This window comes from bacterium (assembly GCA_035295165.1).
GTDB lineage: Bacteria > Sysuimicrobiota > Sysuimicrobiia > Sysuimicrobiales > Segetimicrobiaceae > JAJPIA01.
Window position 1 is genome coordinate 40359 of the sequence record DATGJN010000049.1, and the last position, 18420, is coordinate 58778.

The 18420-nt window shown below is 68.5% G+C and carries 16 protein-coding genes; 8 read left to right on the forward strand and 8 right to left on the reverse strand.

The genetic code is table 11. The annotated features are described in order from the left end of the window. Positions 1-2: 2 nt before the first annotated feature. Genes VKZ50_07405 through VKZ50_07415 form a run of 3 tightly spaced genes read right to left on the reverse strand, consistent with a single transcriptional unit; the run spans position 3 to position 2763 of the window. Positions 3-1082, reverse strand: a complete 1080-nt coding sequence (locus VKZ50_07405) for a glucosyl-3-phosphoglycerate synthase (protein HLJ59541.1) — start codon at positions 1080-1082, stop codon at positions 3-5. Next, positions 1079-2356, reverse strand: coding sequence for a glycosyltransferase family 4 protein (locus tag VKZ50_07410; GenBank protein ID HLJ59542.1), 1278 nt, complete (start codon positions 2354-2356; stop codon positions 1079-1081). Before VKZ50_07410 ends, VKZ50_07405 begins: the two co-directional genes overlap by 4 nt. Next, positions 2356-2763, reverse strand: a complete 408-nt coding sequence (locus tag VKZ50_07415) for a hypothetical protein (GenBank protein HLJ59543.1) — start codon at positions 2761-2763, stop codon at positions 2356-2358. Before VKZ50_07415 ends, VKZ50_07410 begins: the two co-directional genes overlap by 1 nt. 176 nt (positions 2764-2939) lie before the next feature. On the opposite strand from VKZ50_07415, the gene VKZ50_07420 reads away from it, so the two are divergent. Both VKZ50_07420 and ugpC read left to right on the forward strand, forming a co-directional pair. After that, positions 2940-4001: a bifunctional phosphoglucose/phosphomannose isomerase gene (locus VKZ50_07420; protein ID HLJ59544.1), complete on the forward strand. Its 1062-nt coding sequence runs from the start codon at positions 2940-2942 to the stop codon at positions 3999-4001. 110 nt (positions 4002-4111) lie between these two features. After that, positions 4112-5212 (forward strand): sn-glycerol-3-phosphate ABC transporter ATP-binding protein UgpC, encoded by a 1101-nt coding sequence (gene ugpC, locus VKZ50_07425; protein ID HLJ59545.1) that lies wholly within the window; start codon positions 4112-4114, stop codon positions 5210-5212. Between the two features lie 74 nt (positions 5213-5286). On the opposite strand, the gene VKZ50_07430 is transcribed toward ugpC, so the two are convergent. Beyond that, positions 5287-6150, reverse strand: a complete 864-nt coding sequence (locus VKZ50_07430) for an SPFH domain-containing protein (protein HLJ59546.1) — start codon at positions 6148-6150, stop codon at positions 5287-5289. A 160-nt stretch (positions 6151-6310) separates the two neighbouring features. Between VKZ50_07430 and VKZ50_07435 the strand changes: the two genes are divergently transcribed. Together VKZ50_07435 and VKZ50_07440 are read left to right on the forward strand one after the other, a co-directional pair. Beyond that, positions 6311-7504, forward strand: a complete 1194-nt coding sequence (locus VKZ50_07435) for a Xaa-Pro peptidase family protein (protein ID HLJ59547.1) — start codon at positions 6311-6313, stop codon at positions 7502-7504. A gap of 188 nt (positions 7505-7692) precedes the next feature. Next, a complete protein-coding gene (locus tag VKZ50_07440; GenBank protein ID HLJ59548.1) occupies positions 7693-8241 on the forward strand; it encodes a hypothetical protein in 549 nt (182 codons plus the stop codon). 111 nt (positions 8242-8352) lie between these two features. Here VKZ50_07440 and accC read toward each other — a convergent pair whose 3' ends face one another. Genes accC through accD form a run of 4 tightly spaced genes read right to left on the reverse strand, consistent with a single transcriptional unit; the run spans position 8353 to position 12155 of the window. Continuing rightward, positions 8353-9711: an acetyl-CoA carboxylase biotin carboxylase subunit gene (accC, locus tag VKZ50_07445; GenBank protein ID HLJ59549.1), complete on the reverse strand. Its 1359-nt coding sequence runs from the start codon at positions 9709-9711 to the stop codon at positions 8353-8355. Positions 9712-9719: 8 nt separating this feature from the next. Continuing rightward, positions 9720-10208, reverse strand: coding sequence for an acetyl-CoA carboxylase biotin carboxyl carrier protein (accB, locus tag VKZ50_07450; GenBank protein HLJ59550.1), 489 nt, complete (start codon positions 10206-10208; stop codon positions 9720-9722). Further along, a complete protein-coding gene (locus VKZ50_07455) occupies positions 10205-11254 on the reverse strand; it encodes an acetyl-CoA carboxylase carboxyltransferase subunit alpha (protein HLJ59551.1) in 1050 nt (349 codons plus the stop codon). The genes accB and VKZ50_07455 overlap by 4 nt, the downstream gene beginning before the upstream one ends. Beyond that, positions 11235-12155: an acetyl-CoA carboxylase, carboxyltransferase subunit beta gene (accD, locus tag VKZ50_07460; GenBank protein HLJ59552.1), complete on the reverse strand. Its 921-nt coding sequence runs from the start codon at positions 12153-12155 to the stop codon at positions 11235-11237. The genes VKZ50_07455 and accD overlap by 20 nt, the downstream gene beginning before the upstream one ends. Positions 12156-12304: 149 nt before the next feature. Here accD and VKZ50_07465 point away from each other — a divergent pair, with 149 nt between their 5' ends. From VKZ50_07465 to VKZ50_07480, 4 genes are all read left to right on the forward strand, one after another. Continuing rightward, positions 12305-13546 carry a trypsin-like peptidase domain-containing protein gene (locus VKZ50_07465; protein HLJ59553.1) on the forward strand — a complete coding sequence of 414 codons (1242 nt, stop codon included), beginning with the start codon at positions 12305-12307 and terminating at the stop codon, positions 13544-13546. A gap of 45 nt (positions 13547-13591) precedes the next feature. Next, positions 13592-14563: a class II fructose-bisphosphatase gene (gene glpX / locus VKZ50_07470; protein ID HLJ59554.1), complete on the forward strand. Its 972-nt coding sequence runs from the start codon at positions 13592-13594 to the stop codon at positions 14561-14563. Positions 14564-14625: 62 nt separating this feature from the next. Then, on the forward strand, positions 14626-16299 hold the full coding sequence (gene argS, locus VKZ50_07475; protein HLJ59555.1) for an arginine--tRNA ligase: 1674 nt from the start codon (positions 14626-14628) through the stop codon (positions 16297-16299). Between the two features lie 840 nt (positions 16300-17139). Further along, positions 17140-18393, forward strand: a complete 1254-nt coding sequence (locus VKZ50_07480) for an S-layer homology domain-containing protein (protein ID HLJ59556.1) — start codon at positions 17140-17142, stop codon at positions 18391-18393. Positions 18394-18420 lie beyond the last annotated feature (27 nt).

Genomic DNA, 18420 nt, shown 5'->3' on the forward strand with positions numbered 1-18420 from the left:
CATCAGCCGCGGGTCGACGGGATCTCTCCGTCCGAGATCCCGGCGGGCGTCGTTGCCGAACGGGCCGCCCGGCGCAGGCGGTACGCGGGGACCGTCACGATCGGCGGACGCTCGCGCTCCTCGAGTTCCCGAACCTCGAGCGACGGCCCATTGTCCAGGTGGATCAATTTCATCGCAAGGTTCATCTGGTCGCCCAGCCGCGCACCGATCCGCGGCCCGAGTCGTGTCATCGCCACCTGGACGATCGCAAACGCCATCAGCGAGAGCGACGTCAACTCCCGGTTCCGGTGGACGCGTTGTTCCAGGTTGACCTGAGCGATGGCGTCCAGCCCGTATCGGGACCACGCGTCGATGAGCAGGCCCATCTCCACGCCGTATCCCGTGAAGAACGGGAGTTGCTCCAGCAGGGTACGCCGGCCCGCGTATTCGCCGGCGAGCGGCTGGATCACGCCCGACAGCTCCGGGTAGAACAGGTTCAGCAGCGGCCTGGCCGTGAGCTCCGTCACGCGCCCGCCGCCTGTGCCGTGGAGCCGGGGGCCCACCTGGATCGGTCGCGCGTAGTACCCTTTGACGTAGCCGATCCGTGGTTCCCGGAGCAGCGGACCGAGCAGACCGTACACGAACTTTGGATGGATGTTCCGAATGTCCGTGTCGACCCAAACTATCAGATCCCCGCGGAGCACGTGCAGGCTCTTCCAGAGGGCTTCACCCTTGCCGTCGAAGGTCCCAGTCTCAGGGAGGATGCTCGAGTGCAGGTACGTCGGCACGCCGAGTCGCCGGGCGACCTCGACGGTCCGATCGGCCGAGCCGCTGTCCACCACGACGATTTCGTCCAGCAGCGGCACCTCGTCCATGAGGGCCCGGCGGAGCACCGAGATCTCGTGGCCGATCGTCGCTTCCTCGTCGAGCGCCGGCAACCCGAGGCTGATCGTCACTCCCTGACGCTGCTTGAGGGCGACGAGACTGGGGAGATCGTCGAACTCCCCCGCGTGGAACGTGTTGGCGCGGAACCATTGGTCCACGATCTCCGAGGTCCACCGTGGGAAGGTGGAGACGACGCCGAGCGGGACGGAGTCGCTCATCGCCGCGCCGCCGCGTCGCGCTGGGTCAGGAGGGGTACGATCCGGTCGCGCATGACGACCTCCCACGTGTACGCACCGAGGATCCGGTGCCGGAGCCGGTAGCCGCGATCGTCCATGAGACCGTGGATGATCCGCTGGGCGCATGCGGCCGGGGCATCGTCTGTGCCGAACATCTGCACCGCGTCGCTGCCGATCTCCCGAAACGTGCGGAGACTGGTCGTGAACGCGGGCACGCGCGCCAGCGCCGCCTCGAGGAGCGGCAACCCGAACCCTTCCTCTCGACTGGTCAACAGCAGCGCGTCGGCGAGCGCGTACAAGTCCGTCATGACGCGATCCGACAGCACCAACCCCCTGCCGTCGGGCCCGGGAAGCTCGTGACAGAACACGACCTGCTCGTCCAGGTGCAGTGCGTGACGCAACGCCCGAAGCTCGTTCAAATATTCCGCGTTCCGAGGGTTGTGCGCGCCGGGCGGCCCGGTCACGAGCAATCGGACCGCGAGCTCGCGCCGCACCAACTCCGCGACCACTTGCAGCGCGTACTCGATGCGTTTGCGGCGGGTGATGCGGACCGGGAGGAGCAGGACGACTTGCTGTTCCCACAGGCGAAGCGTGTCGGCGAGCCATTGAGCGGCGGGGGTCAGGCGAAGGAACAGCGCCGGATCCACCCCGTTCGGGATGACCTCGATGCGCGACAGGGGGAGTCTGAGGCCCGCACTCAGTTCCCGCTGGCGGTCTCGTGACACCGCAACGTACGTCGCCCCAGCGATCGGGGTCGTAAGCAGGCTCCACGGCGCGCCGGCGTGGAGCGCGGGGCGGTACTGGGGGTTCGTCCAGGCCAGGTCGTGGCACCAGGCGATGACGCGCAGCGCCGGCCGTCTGGCGGCAACCGCGTGCAGCGCCTCGGTCAGCGCGAGGTTTTTATGGAGGGTCAAGACGTTGTGGGCGAGACAGACGTCGACGCCCCGAAGTGCCCGCGCGAGCGCCATCTCAATCTGCGTGGTCAGCACTGTGTAGGCCGGCGTGACATGCCCGTCTTCCAGCTGGCGCGTGACCGCCATGACCCGCGGATGCCGCGAATCCAGCAGCGGGAGGCGGTAGAGCCGCACCCGGCCCCCCGGGGCCGCCCCACGCCCCGCCACGATGCGCACCTGAAACCCGCCGTCGGCGAGGAGGTGTGCCTGCCTCGCGAGCACCCGTTCGACGCCGCCGATCACGGGGGGGGCCGCGTAGTGCAGCAGCGCGACGGTCGGACGCGCGTGGCGGAGGTCCGGCATCAACCGCGTGACAGGGACGACGGCGCGCGGGCCGTCGGCGCGGTGTCCGCAGTGGGCCGGCGGCGTTCCGCGCGCCACCGCGTGAGACGGCGGACGTAGCGGGCGAGCGTCTCAGCGTCGGCCGGCGGAAGGGTCCCGAGGCGCCAGTTGATCTCGCGGACGAGCTCCCCGGACGTCATGTCGGGCAGAGCCGACGGCGGGCCGAGTGCCGGCCGCGCGCCGTCCGGACCGATCGTCCGCTCATGACGCAGCCGTTCCATCATCGCGAGCACGCGGCGCTTGGCGTGCCGGGGCAAGAGATATGCGGTGATCTTGATGAATTCGCGATCTTGGAGCAGCGCGCGGACGTTCACGACCCGCCGCGCCGCCTCTTTCGGGTGCCGTCGTGCGTGTGGTCCGCTTCCCACCGGGGTGCTCCTCCCGGCCGTGCGGGGCCCGGCCGCGGCCTTGAGGTTCCCGCCCCCGTGGTTCGGGTTCGCCGCGGGGACTCCCTGCGGCTCCGCCGTTCGCCGGGAGCGCCGCCCACAACCCCCGGGCTTCGACGGATGAGGAACGCCGGGGAGACCGGCGAATACTTTCGGGCATGGTGGCCCTCGACGACGTTTCCGCCTTTCGTGCCTGCGATCCGTCCGGCATGCTCAAGACCGTGCTGGCGTTTCCGGCGCAACTCCTCGAGTCGTGGGAACGTGCCGTCGCGGCGCCGATCGCGCGACCGGCCGTGGCGCCTGCGCACATCGTCGCGCTGGGCATGGGCGGGTCTGCGATCGCGGCGGATCTGGTGGCCGCGTACCTCGCTCCGCGCCTCAGCCTTCCGCTGGTCACCGTGCGCGACACCCGCGTGCCGGCCTACGTGGGCCGGGCGTCGGCGGTGATTGCCACGAGCTACTCTGGCGAGACCGAGGAAACACTCGCCGCCGCGGAGATGGCGGTCCGAGCTGGCGCGCACGTCGTTGTGATCACCTCTGGAGGGCGGCTCGCGACGCTGGCCGCCGGAGGGACGGTGCTGCGGGTCCGCGGCGGCCTGCAGCCCCGCGCGGCGCTTGCGCACCTGTTCGCCCCGACGCTCGCGGTCCTCGAGAAATGGGGGCTGGCCGGGCCGTGCGGCGCAGACGTGGACGAGGCCGTCGGCGTACTGGGCGCGATCGCGACCGAGGCAGGGCCGGATGTCCCGACGTCGCGCAATCCCGCGAAGCAGCTCGCCGAGGCGCTGCAGGGCGTGATTCCCGCCGTGTATGCCGGCACGCCGGAACTCGCACCGGTCGCCCGTCGCTGGAAGACGCAGTTCAACGAGAACAGCAAAACGCTGGCCACCTGGGACGTGTTTCCCGAGTTGACCCACAACGAGGTGGTCGGGTGGGGCGCGCCCCGGGACCTGGTTAGCCGGGCTGCGGCGGTCATCCTGCTCGGCGGGGACGAGGACGAGCGGGCCGTGCGGCGCATCCAGGTCGCCCGCGAAGCGGCGTTGCAGGGTGCCGCAGGCGTGCATGAGGTGCGTGGACGCGGCGCCGGCCGCCTCTCGCGGATGCTGTCCCTCGTGTTTCTTGGCGATCTCGCGAGCGTGTATCTGGCCTATCTGCGCGGGGTGGATCCCACCCCGGTCGGAGCGATCGACCGCGTCAAGCAGGGGATGCGCGCCACCTCGTAGTCCCCGGCAGGGAGGCGGGTCGGGGACGTCGTACTGAGCCCAAGACGGCGGAAACTCACTGGGCGCGGCTCGCCGCGCAGAGACTGGTCCGCCGTTCGGGGGTGGCCATCGTGGCCAAGGTGATGCTCGAAGAAGTCGTCAAACAGTTCGGCAACGTCCTCGCTGTGAACCACGTCTCGCTCGACATTCCCGACAAGCAGTTCACCGTGCTGGTGGGACCGTCGGGATGCGGGAAGACGACGTGCCTCCGGCTGGTCGCGGGGCTTGAGGAGGCGACCGCGGGCAACATCTACATCGGCGACCGGATCGTGAACGATGTGGCCCCGAAGGATCGGGACATCGCGATGGTGTTCCAGAACTACGCGCTGTACCCGCACATGACCGTGTACGACAACATGGCGTTCGGGCTGCGCCTGCGGAAATACGCCCGGCCCGAGATCGACCGACGGGTGAAAGAGGCGGCCGAGATGCTCGGGATTCAGGAGCTGCTCGGCCGCAAGCCGAAGCAGCTTTCCGGCGGACAGCGTCAGCGCGTCGCGCTCGGGCGCGCGATCGTGCGGGAACCGCAGGTGTTCCTGATGGACGAACCCCTCAGCAACCTCGACGCGAAGCTCCGCGTGCAAACCCGCGCGGAGATCAAGAAGCTGCACGCCCGGCTGCAGACCACGACCGTGTACGTGACCCACGACCAGGTCGAGGCGATGACGATGGGCGACCGCATCGTGGTCATGAAGGATGGGGTCGTCCAACAGGTCGACAGCCCCCTGAACCTGTACGAGCGCCCGGCCAACCTCTTCGTCGCTGGATTCATCGGCTCGCCGGCGATGAACTTCCTGGAGGCGAAGCTCGCGAAGCAGGACGGTAAGATGATCGTCGACGGCGGCGTGTTCCGCGCCGACGTCCCGGCGGAGTACGTGCCCAAGCTCGCGGACTGGGCGGGGCGGCCGATCATTTTCGGGGTCCGGCCGGAGGACGTGCACGACCGGGCGTTCCACAAGGGGAGCGACAACGGCGCGGTGATTCATGCGAACGTCGATGTGCACGAGCCGCTCGGGTCCGACATCATTCTCTACTTGACCGCAGGCGAGCACAGCATCGTCGCCCGGGTGGACGCTCGCAGCCAGGCCCGGATGGGGCAGTCGACCGACGTGGTGATCGACATGAACAAGATGCACGTGTTCAACGCGGATACGCACGACGCGATCTTGTAGGCGCCGACCCGATCGCGAAATGACGACGGGGGCCTCGTTCGGGGCCCCCGTCGTCATTCGGTGAAGCCAGCCCGCTACGGCGTGCGCGGCGTGCCGGTCCGTCCCGCGCCGTCGATGAACGGCTGCAGCAGCTTCGTGAACTCCATCGGAAACACGAACTTCGTCGCGGGGCTCGCCCCGAGTGCCTTGAGCGCCTCCAGGTACTGCAGGCTCATCGTGTTCGTGTCGACGCCCTTGGCGACGGCGAAGATCCTGTCGAGCGCAAGCGAGAACCCCTCCGCGCGAAGGATCGCCGCCTGGCGGTCTCCCTCCGCCTTCAGGATCGCGGCCTGCTTCTCGCCCTCCGCGATCGTGATCGCCGCCTGCTTCTTGCCGTCCGCCTCCGTGACCAGGGCCCGCCGGCTGCGTTCCGCCGACATCTGGCGCGTCATCGCCTCCTGGACGTCCCTCGGCGGCGTGATCTCCCGGATCTCGACGGTGGTTACCTTGACGCCCCAGCGCTCCGTGACCTCGTCGAGCTTCGCGCGCAGGATCTGGTTGATCTGGTCGCGCTTGGCGAGCACCTCATCGAGGCTGATGTCACCGATGACCGCCCGGAGCCCGGTGGTGGCGATCCCCTGCGCGGCGCCGGCGAAGTTCCCCACCTGGATCACGCTGAGCGACGGGTCCAGGACCTTCCAGTAGATCAGGAAGTCGATCGAGATCGGGGCGTTGTCCTTCGTGATGCACGTCTGCGCCGGGATCTCAAGGAACACCTCGCGCAGGTCCACCCAGACCGCCTTGTCGACCAGGGGGATCAAGTACACGAGCCCCGGGCCCTTCTGACCCACGCTGCGTCCCAAACGGAACACGACGAGGCGCTGGTACTCTCGGACGATCTTGATCCCGTTCCACCACAGCAGCGCCGCGACGATCACCACCGCGACCAAGAAACTCATCTGGGTCTCCCCCTCTCGCGTCTCGGGTCCCGTTCGCGCCGCAATCGTACGCTCCCTGCCGCGGCGGGAGGGGTCGCGCACGGCGGCGAATCACCCGGCGGGGGCGCGGATGTCGGCGTCGGGACTCTGGCGTCCGGTGGGGACGCGGGCGAGGTGGACGATGCGGTGGACGATCAGCGAGGATGAGTTTCGCGGCCGCCAGGTACGGGTGCGCGAGGCGTTGGCGCGCCGCGGCCTCGGGGGGTTGTGCTTGTTCAGCCCGACCCAGGTGTTCTATCTGACCGGGTTCGCGTTCATTCAAACCGAGCGGCCGATCGGCTTCGCGTTTCCCCGCGAGGGGCGGAGCGTCCTGTTCGTGCCGCAGCTCGAGGCGGAGCACTCGCGACTCCACGCGCTCGTGGACCAAGTCGAGGCGTACCCCGAATACCCGGGGCGCACCCATCCGATGAAGCGCTTCGCCGAGATCTGTCGCGAGCTCGGGTTGGGGAGCGGTCGCGTCGGGGTCGACGGGGACGGGTACGGCGGCGGATACGGCTACCGCGGCCCCGCGTTGAGCGAGCTTCTCGCGGACGCCAAGATCGTCCCCTCGCGCGACCTGATCGAGGAGATGATCGCGGTGAAGTCGCCGGAAGAAGTGACGTTGATCCGCGAGAGCGCGAAATGGGGGAATCTCGCGCACACGCTGCTGCAGCAGTACACGCGTCCGGGCCTCACCGAAACCGAGGTGAGCGGGCGTGCGTCGTTCGACGCCACGCAGGCGATGATCCGCACGCTCGGCCCGTCCTACCGGCCGCTGTCCTGGTTACGCGCGGGCGCGTACGCTGGGTACCGGGGTCAGATCGGCAAGGATTCGGCGCTGCCGCACTCGCTGACGACCAACGCGGTGTTCCGGGCCGGCGACGTCCTCGTCACAGGCGCCGCGTCCGGCGTCGGGGGATACGGCAGCGAGTTGGAGCGGACGATGATCATCGGCAAACCCGACGACCGCCAACGGCGTTACTTCGACCTGATGGTGGGGGCCCAGCAGGCGGCGTTCGACGCGATCCGCCCCGGTGCCAAGTGCTCGGACGTGGACCATGCGGTAATGGCGTTCTTCGAACAGCACGACCTCATGTCGTGCTGGCGGCACCACACCGGCCACGCGCTCGGTATGGGGATTCATGAGGGACCGTTCTTCGACGTCGGCGACCACACGCCGATGGTACCGGGAATGGTGTTCAGCGTCGAGCCCGGCATCTACATTCCCGGCTACGCCGGGTTCCGACACTCCGACACGGTGTTGGTCACCGAGGATGGGATGGAGATGATCACGTACTACCCGCGGATGTTGGAGGACCTGGTCATCGACGCCTGAACGTGGCGGGCTGCGCGCCCGTCCTACGACGGAACAAGGGGCCCCGCGCCGGTCGAGCCGGCGCGGGGCCCCTGCCCGTCCCCCGGGCCCGCGTTCGTGGCAGCGCTGTGACCGTGCGGTGACGCGCGCGTGAACGGCGCCCCCCATGCTGTGGGGTGAGGCGGAACCATCTTGGGGAGGTGACAGGATTGCGGACGAGCGTACGTGCGACGGCGGTGCTGCTGGCCGGCGCTCTCGCCGTGGTCGGCTTGGCCGCGGCGGGCTTCGCGGCGGGGTATACGGTCGATACGGCGATGGTGACGGTCGGGGGCGCGCAGAAGAAGGTGCTGACGGATGCGAACGGGATGACCCTGTACTACTTCTCGGCGGACACTCCGACCCAGAGCGCCTGCACGGGCGGATGCGCGGCGTCCTGGCCGGCGGTGGTGAGCACGGCGGCCCCGACGTCCGAGACGCAGCTGCCCGGAAAACTCTCGCTCGCGCACACGGCGAACGGCTCTCAGGTCGCGTACAACGGTCATCTTCTGTACCGGTACGCCGCTGACACGGCGCCCGGCCAGGCGAACGGCCAGGGTATCGCCGGCAAGTGGTGGGTGGCCGGCCTCGACCTCAAGCCGCTTGCGGTTACGCCCAGCGTGCCGTCTGGCGGCTACGGGGGATACGGCGGCGGGGGCGGCGGGATGGGCGGTGGCGGCATGGGCGGCGGGAGCAACAGCGGCGGGGGCTCGCACTACTAGGCGGGCGTCAGGTAGCGCCGCGCGTCCGCGTGCGCGCTGGCGGCGAGATCGACGGACCGGCGGCGGGCGCGTTTGCGCCGCCGGTCCGTCTTCCCGCTCCCGGTTCCGCGATCAGGCCGGCCGGAGGCCGCCGAGGTCGACGCGCCGCTGAACGAAGTTGACGTACACCTCGCCCTTGCGGAAGAACGCGTTGTCGAGAATCTCGAGGTGAAGCGGGATCGTCGTTTGGACCCCGCCGATCTCGAACTCGCGGAGCGCACGCTGCATGCGCGCGATCGCCTCGTCCCGATCCCGCCCCCACGCGACCACCTTGGCGATCAGCGAATCGTAGTTCGGCGGGATCGTGTAGCCTGCGAACGCGTGCGTGTCGACGCGGATGCCGGGTCCACCGGGCGGCACAAATGCGGTGATCTGGCCCGGGGAGGGGAGGAAGTCCCGAGATGGATCCTCGGCGTTCACGCGGCATTCGATTGCATGGCCGCGCGACTCGACCTCCCGGGGCAGCGACAGCCGCTCGCCCGCCGCGATCCTGATCTGCTCCTTGACCAGATCGATGCTCGTCACCATCTCGGTGACCGGGTGCTCGACCTGGATCCGCGTGTTCATCTCGATGAAGTAGAGATGGCTGGTGCCCTCGACGAGGAACTCCACCGTGCCGGCGTTGACGTACCCGACCACCTCCGCGGCGCGGACGGCGGCCCGCAGCAGCGCCCGGCGAAGCCGCGCGGTCAGTCCGACGGCGGGGGATTCCTCGAGCAGTTTCTGGTGGCGGCGCTGAACCGAGCAGTCACGTTCGCCGACCGCGATGACCGTTCCGCGGCCGTCGGCGAGGACCTGAACCTCGATGTGCCGCGGTTGCTCCAGGTACTTCTCGATGTAGACTTCGCCGTTTCCGAATGCGGCCTCGGCTTCCTGCTGCGCCGCGGTGAACGCGCGCCTGAGATCGGCGGCCGACTGGACGACGCGCATGCCGCGCCCGCCGCCGCCGGCGGCCGCTTTGATGATGAGCGGGTAGCCGGCGCCCCGCGCGGCGGCGAGCGCCGCGGCCTCGTCGCGGATCGGCCCCGGGCTCCCGGGGATGACGGGGATGCCGGCCTTACGCATGATCTGCCGCGCCGCCGCCTTGTCGCCCATCTTGTGGATCGCCGCTGGCGGCGGGCCGATGAACGTGATCTTGCAATCCTGGCAGATCTCCGCGAAGTGTGGGTTCTCCGCAAGGAAGCCGTACCCGGGGTGGATCGCGTCCACACCGAGCAGCTCCGCGGTGGCCATGATGTTCGGGATGTTGAGATAGCTGTCCCGCGACGGAGGCGGACCGATGCAGAACGCCTCATCCGCCAACCGCACATGCAGCGCATCGCGGTCGGCCTCGGAGTACACGGCGGCCGTCCGGATGCCGAGTTCGCGGCACGCGCGGATCACGCGCACGGCGATCTCGCCACGGTTGGCAATCAGGATTTTGTTGAACATGCGGGCGGCTACGCGACCGGGGATGGGTCGAGAAGGAACAGCGGTTGTCCGTATTCGACCGGGGCGCCGTTTTCCACCAGGACGCGAACGACACGGCCGGCGATTTCGCTCGGGATCTCGTTGAACAGCTTCATCGCTTCCAGGATGCAAACGGTCTGTCCCGGTTCGATCGCGTCGCCTTCCTGCACGAACGGCGCGGCATCCGGCTTCGGGGCGCGGTAGAACGTACCGACCATCGGCGCGACGATCGGCGCGTAGCGTTTCTCTGCGGTCGGCGTGCGACCTTCCTCTGTATGGGCGTCCGTCCCCGCGCGCGGCGTCGCGGCCGACGAGCCGGCCGTCACCAACATGACCGGTGCCGCCCCTTGGTCGTGCGCCTTCTTGATCCGGACCTTGACGTGCGCGCCCTCGACTTCGAGTTCCGCGATGTTCGCCTCGGCCGCCAGCCGGATGAGCGCCCGGATCTCCTCGAGGTCAAACCGCTGGTGCTCGCTCATTCCGTCTGCCCCCCCGCGTCGTGGTTCGCCGCAGCGCCCGGGTTTGCAGCATCGCGCACGTGTCCGATGCGGCGGTACCGCTGATACCTGGCCGCAACGAGCGATTCCTCCGAGCGTCCATGCTGGGCCGCGAGATGCCGGCGCACCGCCTGGGCGACCGCGACGACGGCCTCCTCCCGATGTCGGTGGGCGCCCCCTGGCGGTTCGGGGATGATCTCATCGACGATCCCGAAGCCGGCGAGGTCGCGCGCCGTGAGGCGCAGGGCGTCCGCCGCGTCGCGTGCGCGCGACGCGTCCCGCCACAGGATCGCGGCGCAGCCTTCGGGTGAGATTACGGAGTACACCGCATGTTCCATCATGAGCAGGACGTCGCAGACACCGACCGCGAGCGCACCGCCGCTCCCGCCTTCGCCCGTGATGACGGTGACGATCGGCGTGCGCAGATGCGCCATCTCGAGCAGAGACCGCGCGATCGCCTCGCTTTGGCCGCGTTCCTCCGCTTCCTTGCCCGGGAACGCGCCGGCGGTATCGATCAGCGTGACGACGGGGATCCGCAGCTTTTCCGCGAGCCTCATCACACGCACTGCCTTGCGGTAGCCTTCGGGGTTTGGCATCCCGAACCGGCGCAAGATGTTCTCGCGCGTGTCGCGCCCTTTGGCATGACCGATAATCGCGGCGGGCCGCCCGTCGATCATGCCGAGCCCGACCACGACCGCCGGATCGTCGCCGAACGAGCGATCGCCGTGCAACTCGACGAACTCCGAGGTCAGGCCCTCGATGTAGTCGCCGATTCTGGGGCGTTCCGGGTGCCGCGCGAGCTGGACCGTCTGCCAGGCGGTGGGGTGCCGCGCGATCTCTTCGCGCAACCGCTCCGCCTTTGCTTCGAGCGCCGAGATTTGCTCGCCCAGATCCATTCGCTGGGCCGTGGTGATGCGCCGGAGGGCGCCGATCTCCCGCTCCACGTCCGCGAGGTCCCGCTCCAGCGCTTCCGGCGGAACGGCGTCCCCGGCGCCCGGGCCGGCGAGGTCAGGCGGTCGGTGGCTCATCCGCGGCGGCAGCCTGATCGACCGCCCATCCCTGCGCACTCGCCCCGACCATCGCTGGGTCCAACGGTGCGTTCGTCAACCTGAGGAGGCGCGCGAGCGCGGCCCGCAGCTCGCCCCTCGACACAATCGCGTCGAGGAACCCGTGTTCGAGCAGGAACTCGGCGGTCTGGAATCCTTCCGGCAGCTTTTGCCTGATCGTCTGCTCGATGACCCGAGGGCCCGCAAAGCCGATCAACGCGCCCGGCTCGGCGACGATCACGTCGCCCTGGAACGCGAAGCTCGCGGCGACGCCGCCGGTCGTCGGATCGCACAACACCGTGACGAATGCGACGCCCGCGTCCGCGAGTCGGGCTAACGCCACGCTGGTCTTCGCCATTTGCAGCAGCGACAGCGTGCCTTCTTGCATGCGCGCGCCGCCCGAGGCCACAAACAGGACGAACGGCCACCGGTGGTCGTGCGCACGCTCCGCGGCGCGGGCGATCTTCTCGCCGACAACGGAGCCCAAGCTGCCTCCCATGAACCCGAACTCCATCGCGCCGACCACCGTCCGCGCGCCTTCGATCGCACCGGTTCCCGTGAGGATTGCTTCCGCCTGGCCGGTCTTCCGACGATATTCTTCGACCCGCTCGGGGTAGGGCTTCTCGTCGACGAAGCCCAACGGGTCCCCGGGTACCAGCTCCGCGTCGGTCTCGATGAACGAGCCGCGGTCGAGCACGAGGGCCAGCCGGTCTACCGCCGAAAGGCGATGGTGAAAGCCGCACCGCGGGCAGACGCGCAGGTTGCGCTCCAACTCCTTCCGATAGACAAGGTTGGCGCAGCGGGGGCATTTGATCCACAGCCCTGCCGGCATGTCGCGCCGTTCGGACGCGGCGTGCTTGGGTCGACTGAGCCAGTCTAGCAACGCAGGGACCGCGTCAGCGGACGCGTCATGGGATGAGCAATCACATGAGGGTGTCTCAAGGCCACTCGATTATACCGCACGCCCCCTCAGCCGAGCAAACGCGCCCGGCCGCGCAACAACGGGGGTGTTATAATTGGGAGGCATCGAACGTGCAGGGAGGGATCGTGGCGATGGCGATGCAGCCCCCCGGTCCGCGCGAACGTGGCGGTCCGGCGTACTCAACCGCGGTGGCGCTGGTTCTTGCCGCGGTGGTTGCGGGAGCCCTGTTGGGGGGCGTGGTGCTGCCCGACTACCTGAACGTGCATCCGCTGTTTTCGTCCCCGGTGGCCCCAGCGCCGGCGCCCACGCCGCCGACACCGCCGGCGACACCCGGCCCGTCGGCTTCGGCCCCAGCGCTCACGCCCGCCGTGCCGATCGTGCCGGTGCAGCCACCGACGCGCGGATCGACGCTGACGCCGGATGAGTCCGTAGTGATCAACGTCGTCAAGCTGGTCCGGCCCTCGGTCGTCAACATCAACACCGAATCGCAGGTTCAGACGATGTTCGGCGTGTTCCCGTCGCAGGGCGCCGGTTCTGGCGTGATCGTGCGCGCGAACGGGTACATCCTCACGAACAACCACGTCGTGCAGGGCGCGGCAACGATCAAGGTCACGCTGGCCGGCGGGAAGACGCTCACCGGCAAGATCGTGGGAACGGACCCGTTCGCCGATCTCGCCGTGATCAAGGTGGATGCTCCGGAACCGCTCCCCGCCGCGGCGCTCGGCACGAGCGGCGCGCTCCAGGTCGGCCAGCTCGCGATCGCGATCGGCAACCCGTTCGGCCTCGGCAGCACCGTCACCACCGGCGTGGTCAGCGCTCTTAACCGCAACATTCAGCTTCCCAACCTGATCGTGGAGAACCTGATCCAAACCTCGGCGCAGATCAACCCGGGGAACAGCGGCGGGGCGCTCGTGGACAGCGGAGGCCGGGTGATCGGGATCAACACCGCGATCATCCCCAACGCGCAGGGGATCGGGTTCGCGATCCCGAGCGACGTGGCCCGGGTCGAGATGGAGCAGCTGATCGCGCAGGGCCGCATTATCCGCCCCTGGGTGGGCGTGGACTACGGGGGCGAAGTCGACGAGCAGATGTCGAAGGCGTACAACCTCGGCGCGGATCACGGCGTCGTTGTGCGCAATGTCGAGCCGTCGTCGCCCGCGGCGAAGGCCGGCGTGCAGGCCGGGGATATCATCACCGCGGTCGACGGCAGTCCGATCGCGAGCTGGAACGACTTTGTGCGGGAGATCGTCACCAAGAAGATCGGCGGCACGGTCACGCTCACGGTGGTGCGCGACCACGCCGCGCGGAAGATTCCCGTGGGCCTGACCGAGCGGCCTGCCGAACCTCGCTAGGGCCTCGAGCCGGGAGCAGACCCCGCGGCCGGGAAGGGAGGGGCGATGGAGGAACGAACGCTCGCGATCGACGTCGTCACCGTCACCGAGGCCGCGGCGTTGGCCGCCGCCCACCACATGGGGGAGGGCGACAACGAGGGCGCGGACCAAGCGGCCGTGACGGCGATGCGCGGGGTGCTCGGTCGCCTGCCGATCCACGGCCGCATCGTGATCGGGGAAGGCGAGCGCGACGAGGCCCCGATGCTCTACATCGGCGAGGAGGTCGGAACCGGTGACGGGTTCGCGGTCGACATCGCGGTCGACCCGGTGGAGGGCACCAATCTCGTGGCGAAGGGGCTCCCCAACTCCATCGCCGTCCTGGCGCTGGCCAAGCGCGGGGACATCCTGCACGCGCCGGACATTTATATGGAAAAGCTGATCGTGCCCCCTCAGGCTGCCGGCAAGGTCGATCTCCGCTGGCCGCCGGAGCGCAACCTCGGAGTCCTCGCTGAGGCCCTCGGACGCAAGGTCACCGACGTCACCGTGGTGATCCTGGACCGCCCGCGGCACGCCGACTTGATCGCGGCGGTGCGCCGCGCCGGCGCCCGCATCAAGCTTATCTCGGACGGCGACGTCGCCCCCGCGATCTCGGTCGCCGTGTCCGGTACGGGGGTCCACGCGGTCATGGGGATCGGCGGGGCGCCGGAGGGAGTGCTGGCGGCCGCGGCCCTCCGATGCCTCGGGGGCGAGATCCAGGGGCGGTTATGGTACCGAAACGACGCGGAGCGGGAGCGCACGCGGGCCATGGGGGTCAGCGATCCCGACCGGATTTTCCGGACCGACGAGTTGGTGCGCGGCGAGAACCTCATCTTTGCCGCGACCGGGATCACGGACGGCGATCTCTTCCGTGGCGTACGCCTGTTTGGCGGCGGCGCGCGCACCCATTCGCTCGTCATGACCTCGGGCACGCGGGAGATCCGGTTCGTGGACACGATTCACATTCAAGATCCCTCCCGGATCGGTGTCGTCCGGCTGTAGAGCCGGGTCGCCGGTCATCCGGCGTCCGCGGCGCACCGTGAAGAGGATGGGGCGGTAGCGGCGTGATCACGCGAGAGCTTCGTGCGCTCATCGCGTCGGCGGTTGGGCGCGCCGCTGCCTCCGGCGACCTGCCGCCGTTGCCGGAGCCGCTGCCCGCGTTTGAGGTCGAGCCCCCCCGGGATTCCCGCCACGGCGACTACGCGACGAACGTTGCGTTGGTGCTGGCGAAGATCGCCGGGCGGCCCCCGCGGAGCGTCGGTGAGGCCGTGCTTCGCCATCTCGGCGTACCGTCAGACCATCTGGTCCGCGCGGAGCTTGCCGGCCCAGGCTTCCTGAACCTCTTTCTCGCCCCCGGGTTCGTGCACGGCTGGCTCCGGCGGGCGCACGCCGAAGACCACCGCTTCGGCGGTTCGGACGAGGGCGGCGGGCGCCGCGTCCTGGTGGAATACGTGAGCGCCAACCCGACGGGGCCCCTGCACGTGGGCACTGGACGGAACGGTGCGGTCGGTGAAACTATCGCCCGACTGCTCGAGGCGCTCGGATACGCCGTGTCTCGCGAGTACTATGTCAACGACTACGGGGGGCAGGTCGAGACGCTTGCCCGCTCCGTTGAGGCCCGTTACCTGGAACTGGTGGGGCGGTCCGCCGAGTTTCCCGCCGACGGCTACCAGGGGGCGTACGTCGGCGAGATTGCGCGCCGGATCCTCGAGGTCGAGGGCCCCGGACTCGCGGACGCAGGAGAGGCAGACCGTCTCGCTCGGATCCAGGATCGTGCCCTCCGTATGATGGTCGACGAGATCCGGGATACCCTGGCAGCGTTTGGGCTCACGTTCGACACGTGGTTCAGCGAGCGGACGCTCTACGAGCGCGGCGACGTCAAGCGGTGCCTCGACGCCCTGCGAGAGCGCGACCTGGTCTACGCGCAGGACGAGGCGCTGTGGTTTCGGGCGACGCGATTCGGGGATGACAAGGATCGCGTGATCGTGCGTCGCGACGGCCGTCCGACGTATTTCGCGGCGGACATTCCCTACCATCTGGACAAGTTCGCGCGGGGATTCGAGCATCTGATTGACGTGTGGGGTGTGGATCACATCGGTGACGTCGCGCGGGTGCGGGGGGGCGTCGAGGCGTTTGGGCACGACCCGACCGCGCTGGAGGTGATCCTGTACCAGCACGTCCGGTTGCGCAACGAGGGCGAGGCCGTGCGGATGAGCAAGCGCAGCGGAGAGTTCGTGACGCTGCGTGAACTCATCGAGGCCGTTGGAAAGGACGCGGCCCGCTTCTTCTTCATCATGGCGAGTCCGTCCGCCCCGATGGACTTCGACTTCGCGTTGGCGCGCCGGCAGTCGTCCGAGAACCCGGTGTACTATGTGCAGTACGCTCATGCCAGGATCTGCAGCATCCTGCGCGAGGCCGAGCGTCTCGGTGTGCCGGCGTCGTCGCCCGAGACAGCCGACCTCGGGCGGCTCGCCGCACCCGAGGAGTGGGCCCTCGCGAAGCGGGTGGTCACGTTGCCCGAGGTCGTGTACGCCGCCGGCATGCGGCGCGAGCCACAGCGCCTGTGCGCGTACGCGCGTGAACTGGCGGAGGCGTTCCACGTGTTCTACGGACAGTGCCGTGTGCTGACCGACGACCCGGTGCTCACCGGGGCGCGCCTGGTGTTGGTCGACGCGGTCCGACGGGCGCTCAGGAACACGCTCGACCTGGCGGGGGTCGCCGCCGTGGAGCGTATGTAACGCGCTCGGCCGCCGGCCGTCCGAGGATGCCACGTCACAGCCGGTGGGCGCAGGTCGGAGGTCACCGATCCGCGTGCCGGATCGAGTGCTTCAGCAGCGGCGGTGCCATCGACGCGGTCCGCTTGGTGCCGTCTTGGACCGTCATCACACGCTCGAGCGACGAACGATGCATGGTGAAAAGAACGTGGGCAGTGCGCCGCGACCGCGCAACATTACCAAAGATAACCTGTCCCGCGGGATAGGGTGCGCTCGGCGCGATCCCAATCAGCGTTGCGCCAGTCCGCGCAGGCCGGTCCGAGACCCGAAGTCGTTTGAACCCGCTGCACAGAGGTAGTATACTGTCAGTGGTTCCGGTTGCTCCTGTGTTGCCTACCTCTTGTCCGTCAAAAGGCGCAAGACGCTGCTGGGTCCCCTGGCGGGTTGTGAAGTGCGTGATTGAGCGTTTGCCGGGACCGTGACGACTGATCGGACGGGTTCGAGGGAGAAGACAGATGCGGGAAGAAGGAAAATAGAGTGTCGCGGAGAATACCGCGCCCGAGGTTGATGGTCCATTCCGCATGATTCACGGTCATATATCCGCCCAGGTCGTGTGTGCTCGGGTGGCGTCTGTTCTGAGTCTGCGGAGGCCCCGGACGAGCGTACGGCCCGCCTGTGTAGGCATCCCTTCCGGTGATGTCTCGTCTGTTTCCCCAACCGGCCGTTAGCGCGTGGTGCCCCCTAAGAAACGTTGCCGCCCGCGTGTCGATTGCGGTTATGCGAAAGTGACCCGCCGCCGCGGGTCGAGGATATAATACGTATTCAAGACGAACACGAGGCAACATGAATGAGGAGGTCACGCTCATGACACAACGAGTCCGCACGGTCTTCGCGGCGTTCATGGCCGTTGCGTCGGCCGTGCTGCTGACCGCCGCGGCGCAGGCGGCCGCGCTTTTCTCGGACATCGGCGGCAGCCCGTATCAGCAGGCGATCATCAAAGTGGGTGTGACCGGCGTGATGACCGGCGGGTCCGACGGCACCTTCAAGCCGGACCAGCCGATCACGCGGCTGCAGGCGGTTGAAGCGCTGGCCGCGGGCCTGAACGTCCAGGGGACCGGGACAATCCCCAACTACAAAGACCTGAACGATATCCCCGAGAGCGTCCGGCCCGCGATCGCGGCGTTGCTCAACACCGGCGCAGCCTCGGCCCAGAACGCCCAAGTCAAAGATGGCGACATCACCTACACCCTCACGACCGACAAGGCGGTGTACGGGGTCGACGACCCCGTCGATCTCACGTTCACGATCGCGAACACCGGCAAGAGCGACGCCGTGTTCCAGTTTCCGTCCACACAGAATTACGATTTCATCATCAAACGCGGCAGCGATGAACTCGCGCGCTGGTCGCTCGGTCAGACGTTCGTGCAGACCCCGACGTCGCTGACCCTGGCCGGGGGGCACGCGTTTTCCTTCACGACGCGCTGGTTGCAGCGGGATCAGGACAGCCACTCGGTTCCGCCCGGGACGTACACGCTGAGCGCGCTGTTCCCGCTGAAGGATCACCCCGTGCAGGTGAACCTGGACTTCCAGAAGGGGTTGTTGACCACGTTTCCGGACAACACGTTCCGGCCGAACGCCCAGGTGACGCGCGCGGAGTTTGCGGCGCTGCTGGTCCGGGCGATGGGGCTGCAGGGCGAGGCGACCCAGAAGGCCCAAGCGTCGCTGTCCTTCAAGGATGCGGGTGACGTGCCGGCGCCGCTGCATGGCTACGTGGCGGTGGCGATCGACCACAAGATCATGCCGTTGCTTCCGGACGGGGGCTGGCGCCCGGCCCAGCCGACCACGCGCGGGGACGCGGCGGGTGCGTTGGCCGCGGTGATGGATTCGCTCAACAAGTTCAACTACGTTAAAGGCACGTTCGTGAGCGTCACCGGGTCCAACGTGACGGTCAGCAGCATCAACAAGACGGTCACAAGCTACGCGCTCACGCCCTCGGTCGCGATCTACCGAAACGGGAAGCCGGCGGCCGCGGGTGATCTGAAACCCAACGATCAGGTGGTCATGCTGCTGACCGGGCCGAGGGGTCGGGCCGGCTACATCGAGGCAACAGGTCAGTGAGCGTCGTGGACACGTTCGCGAGCCTCC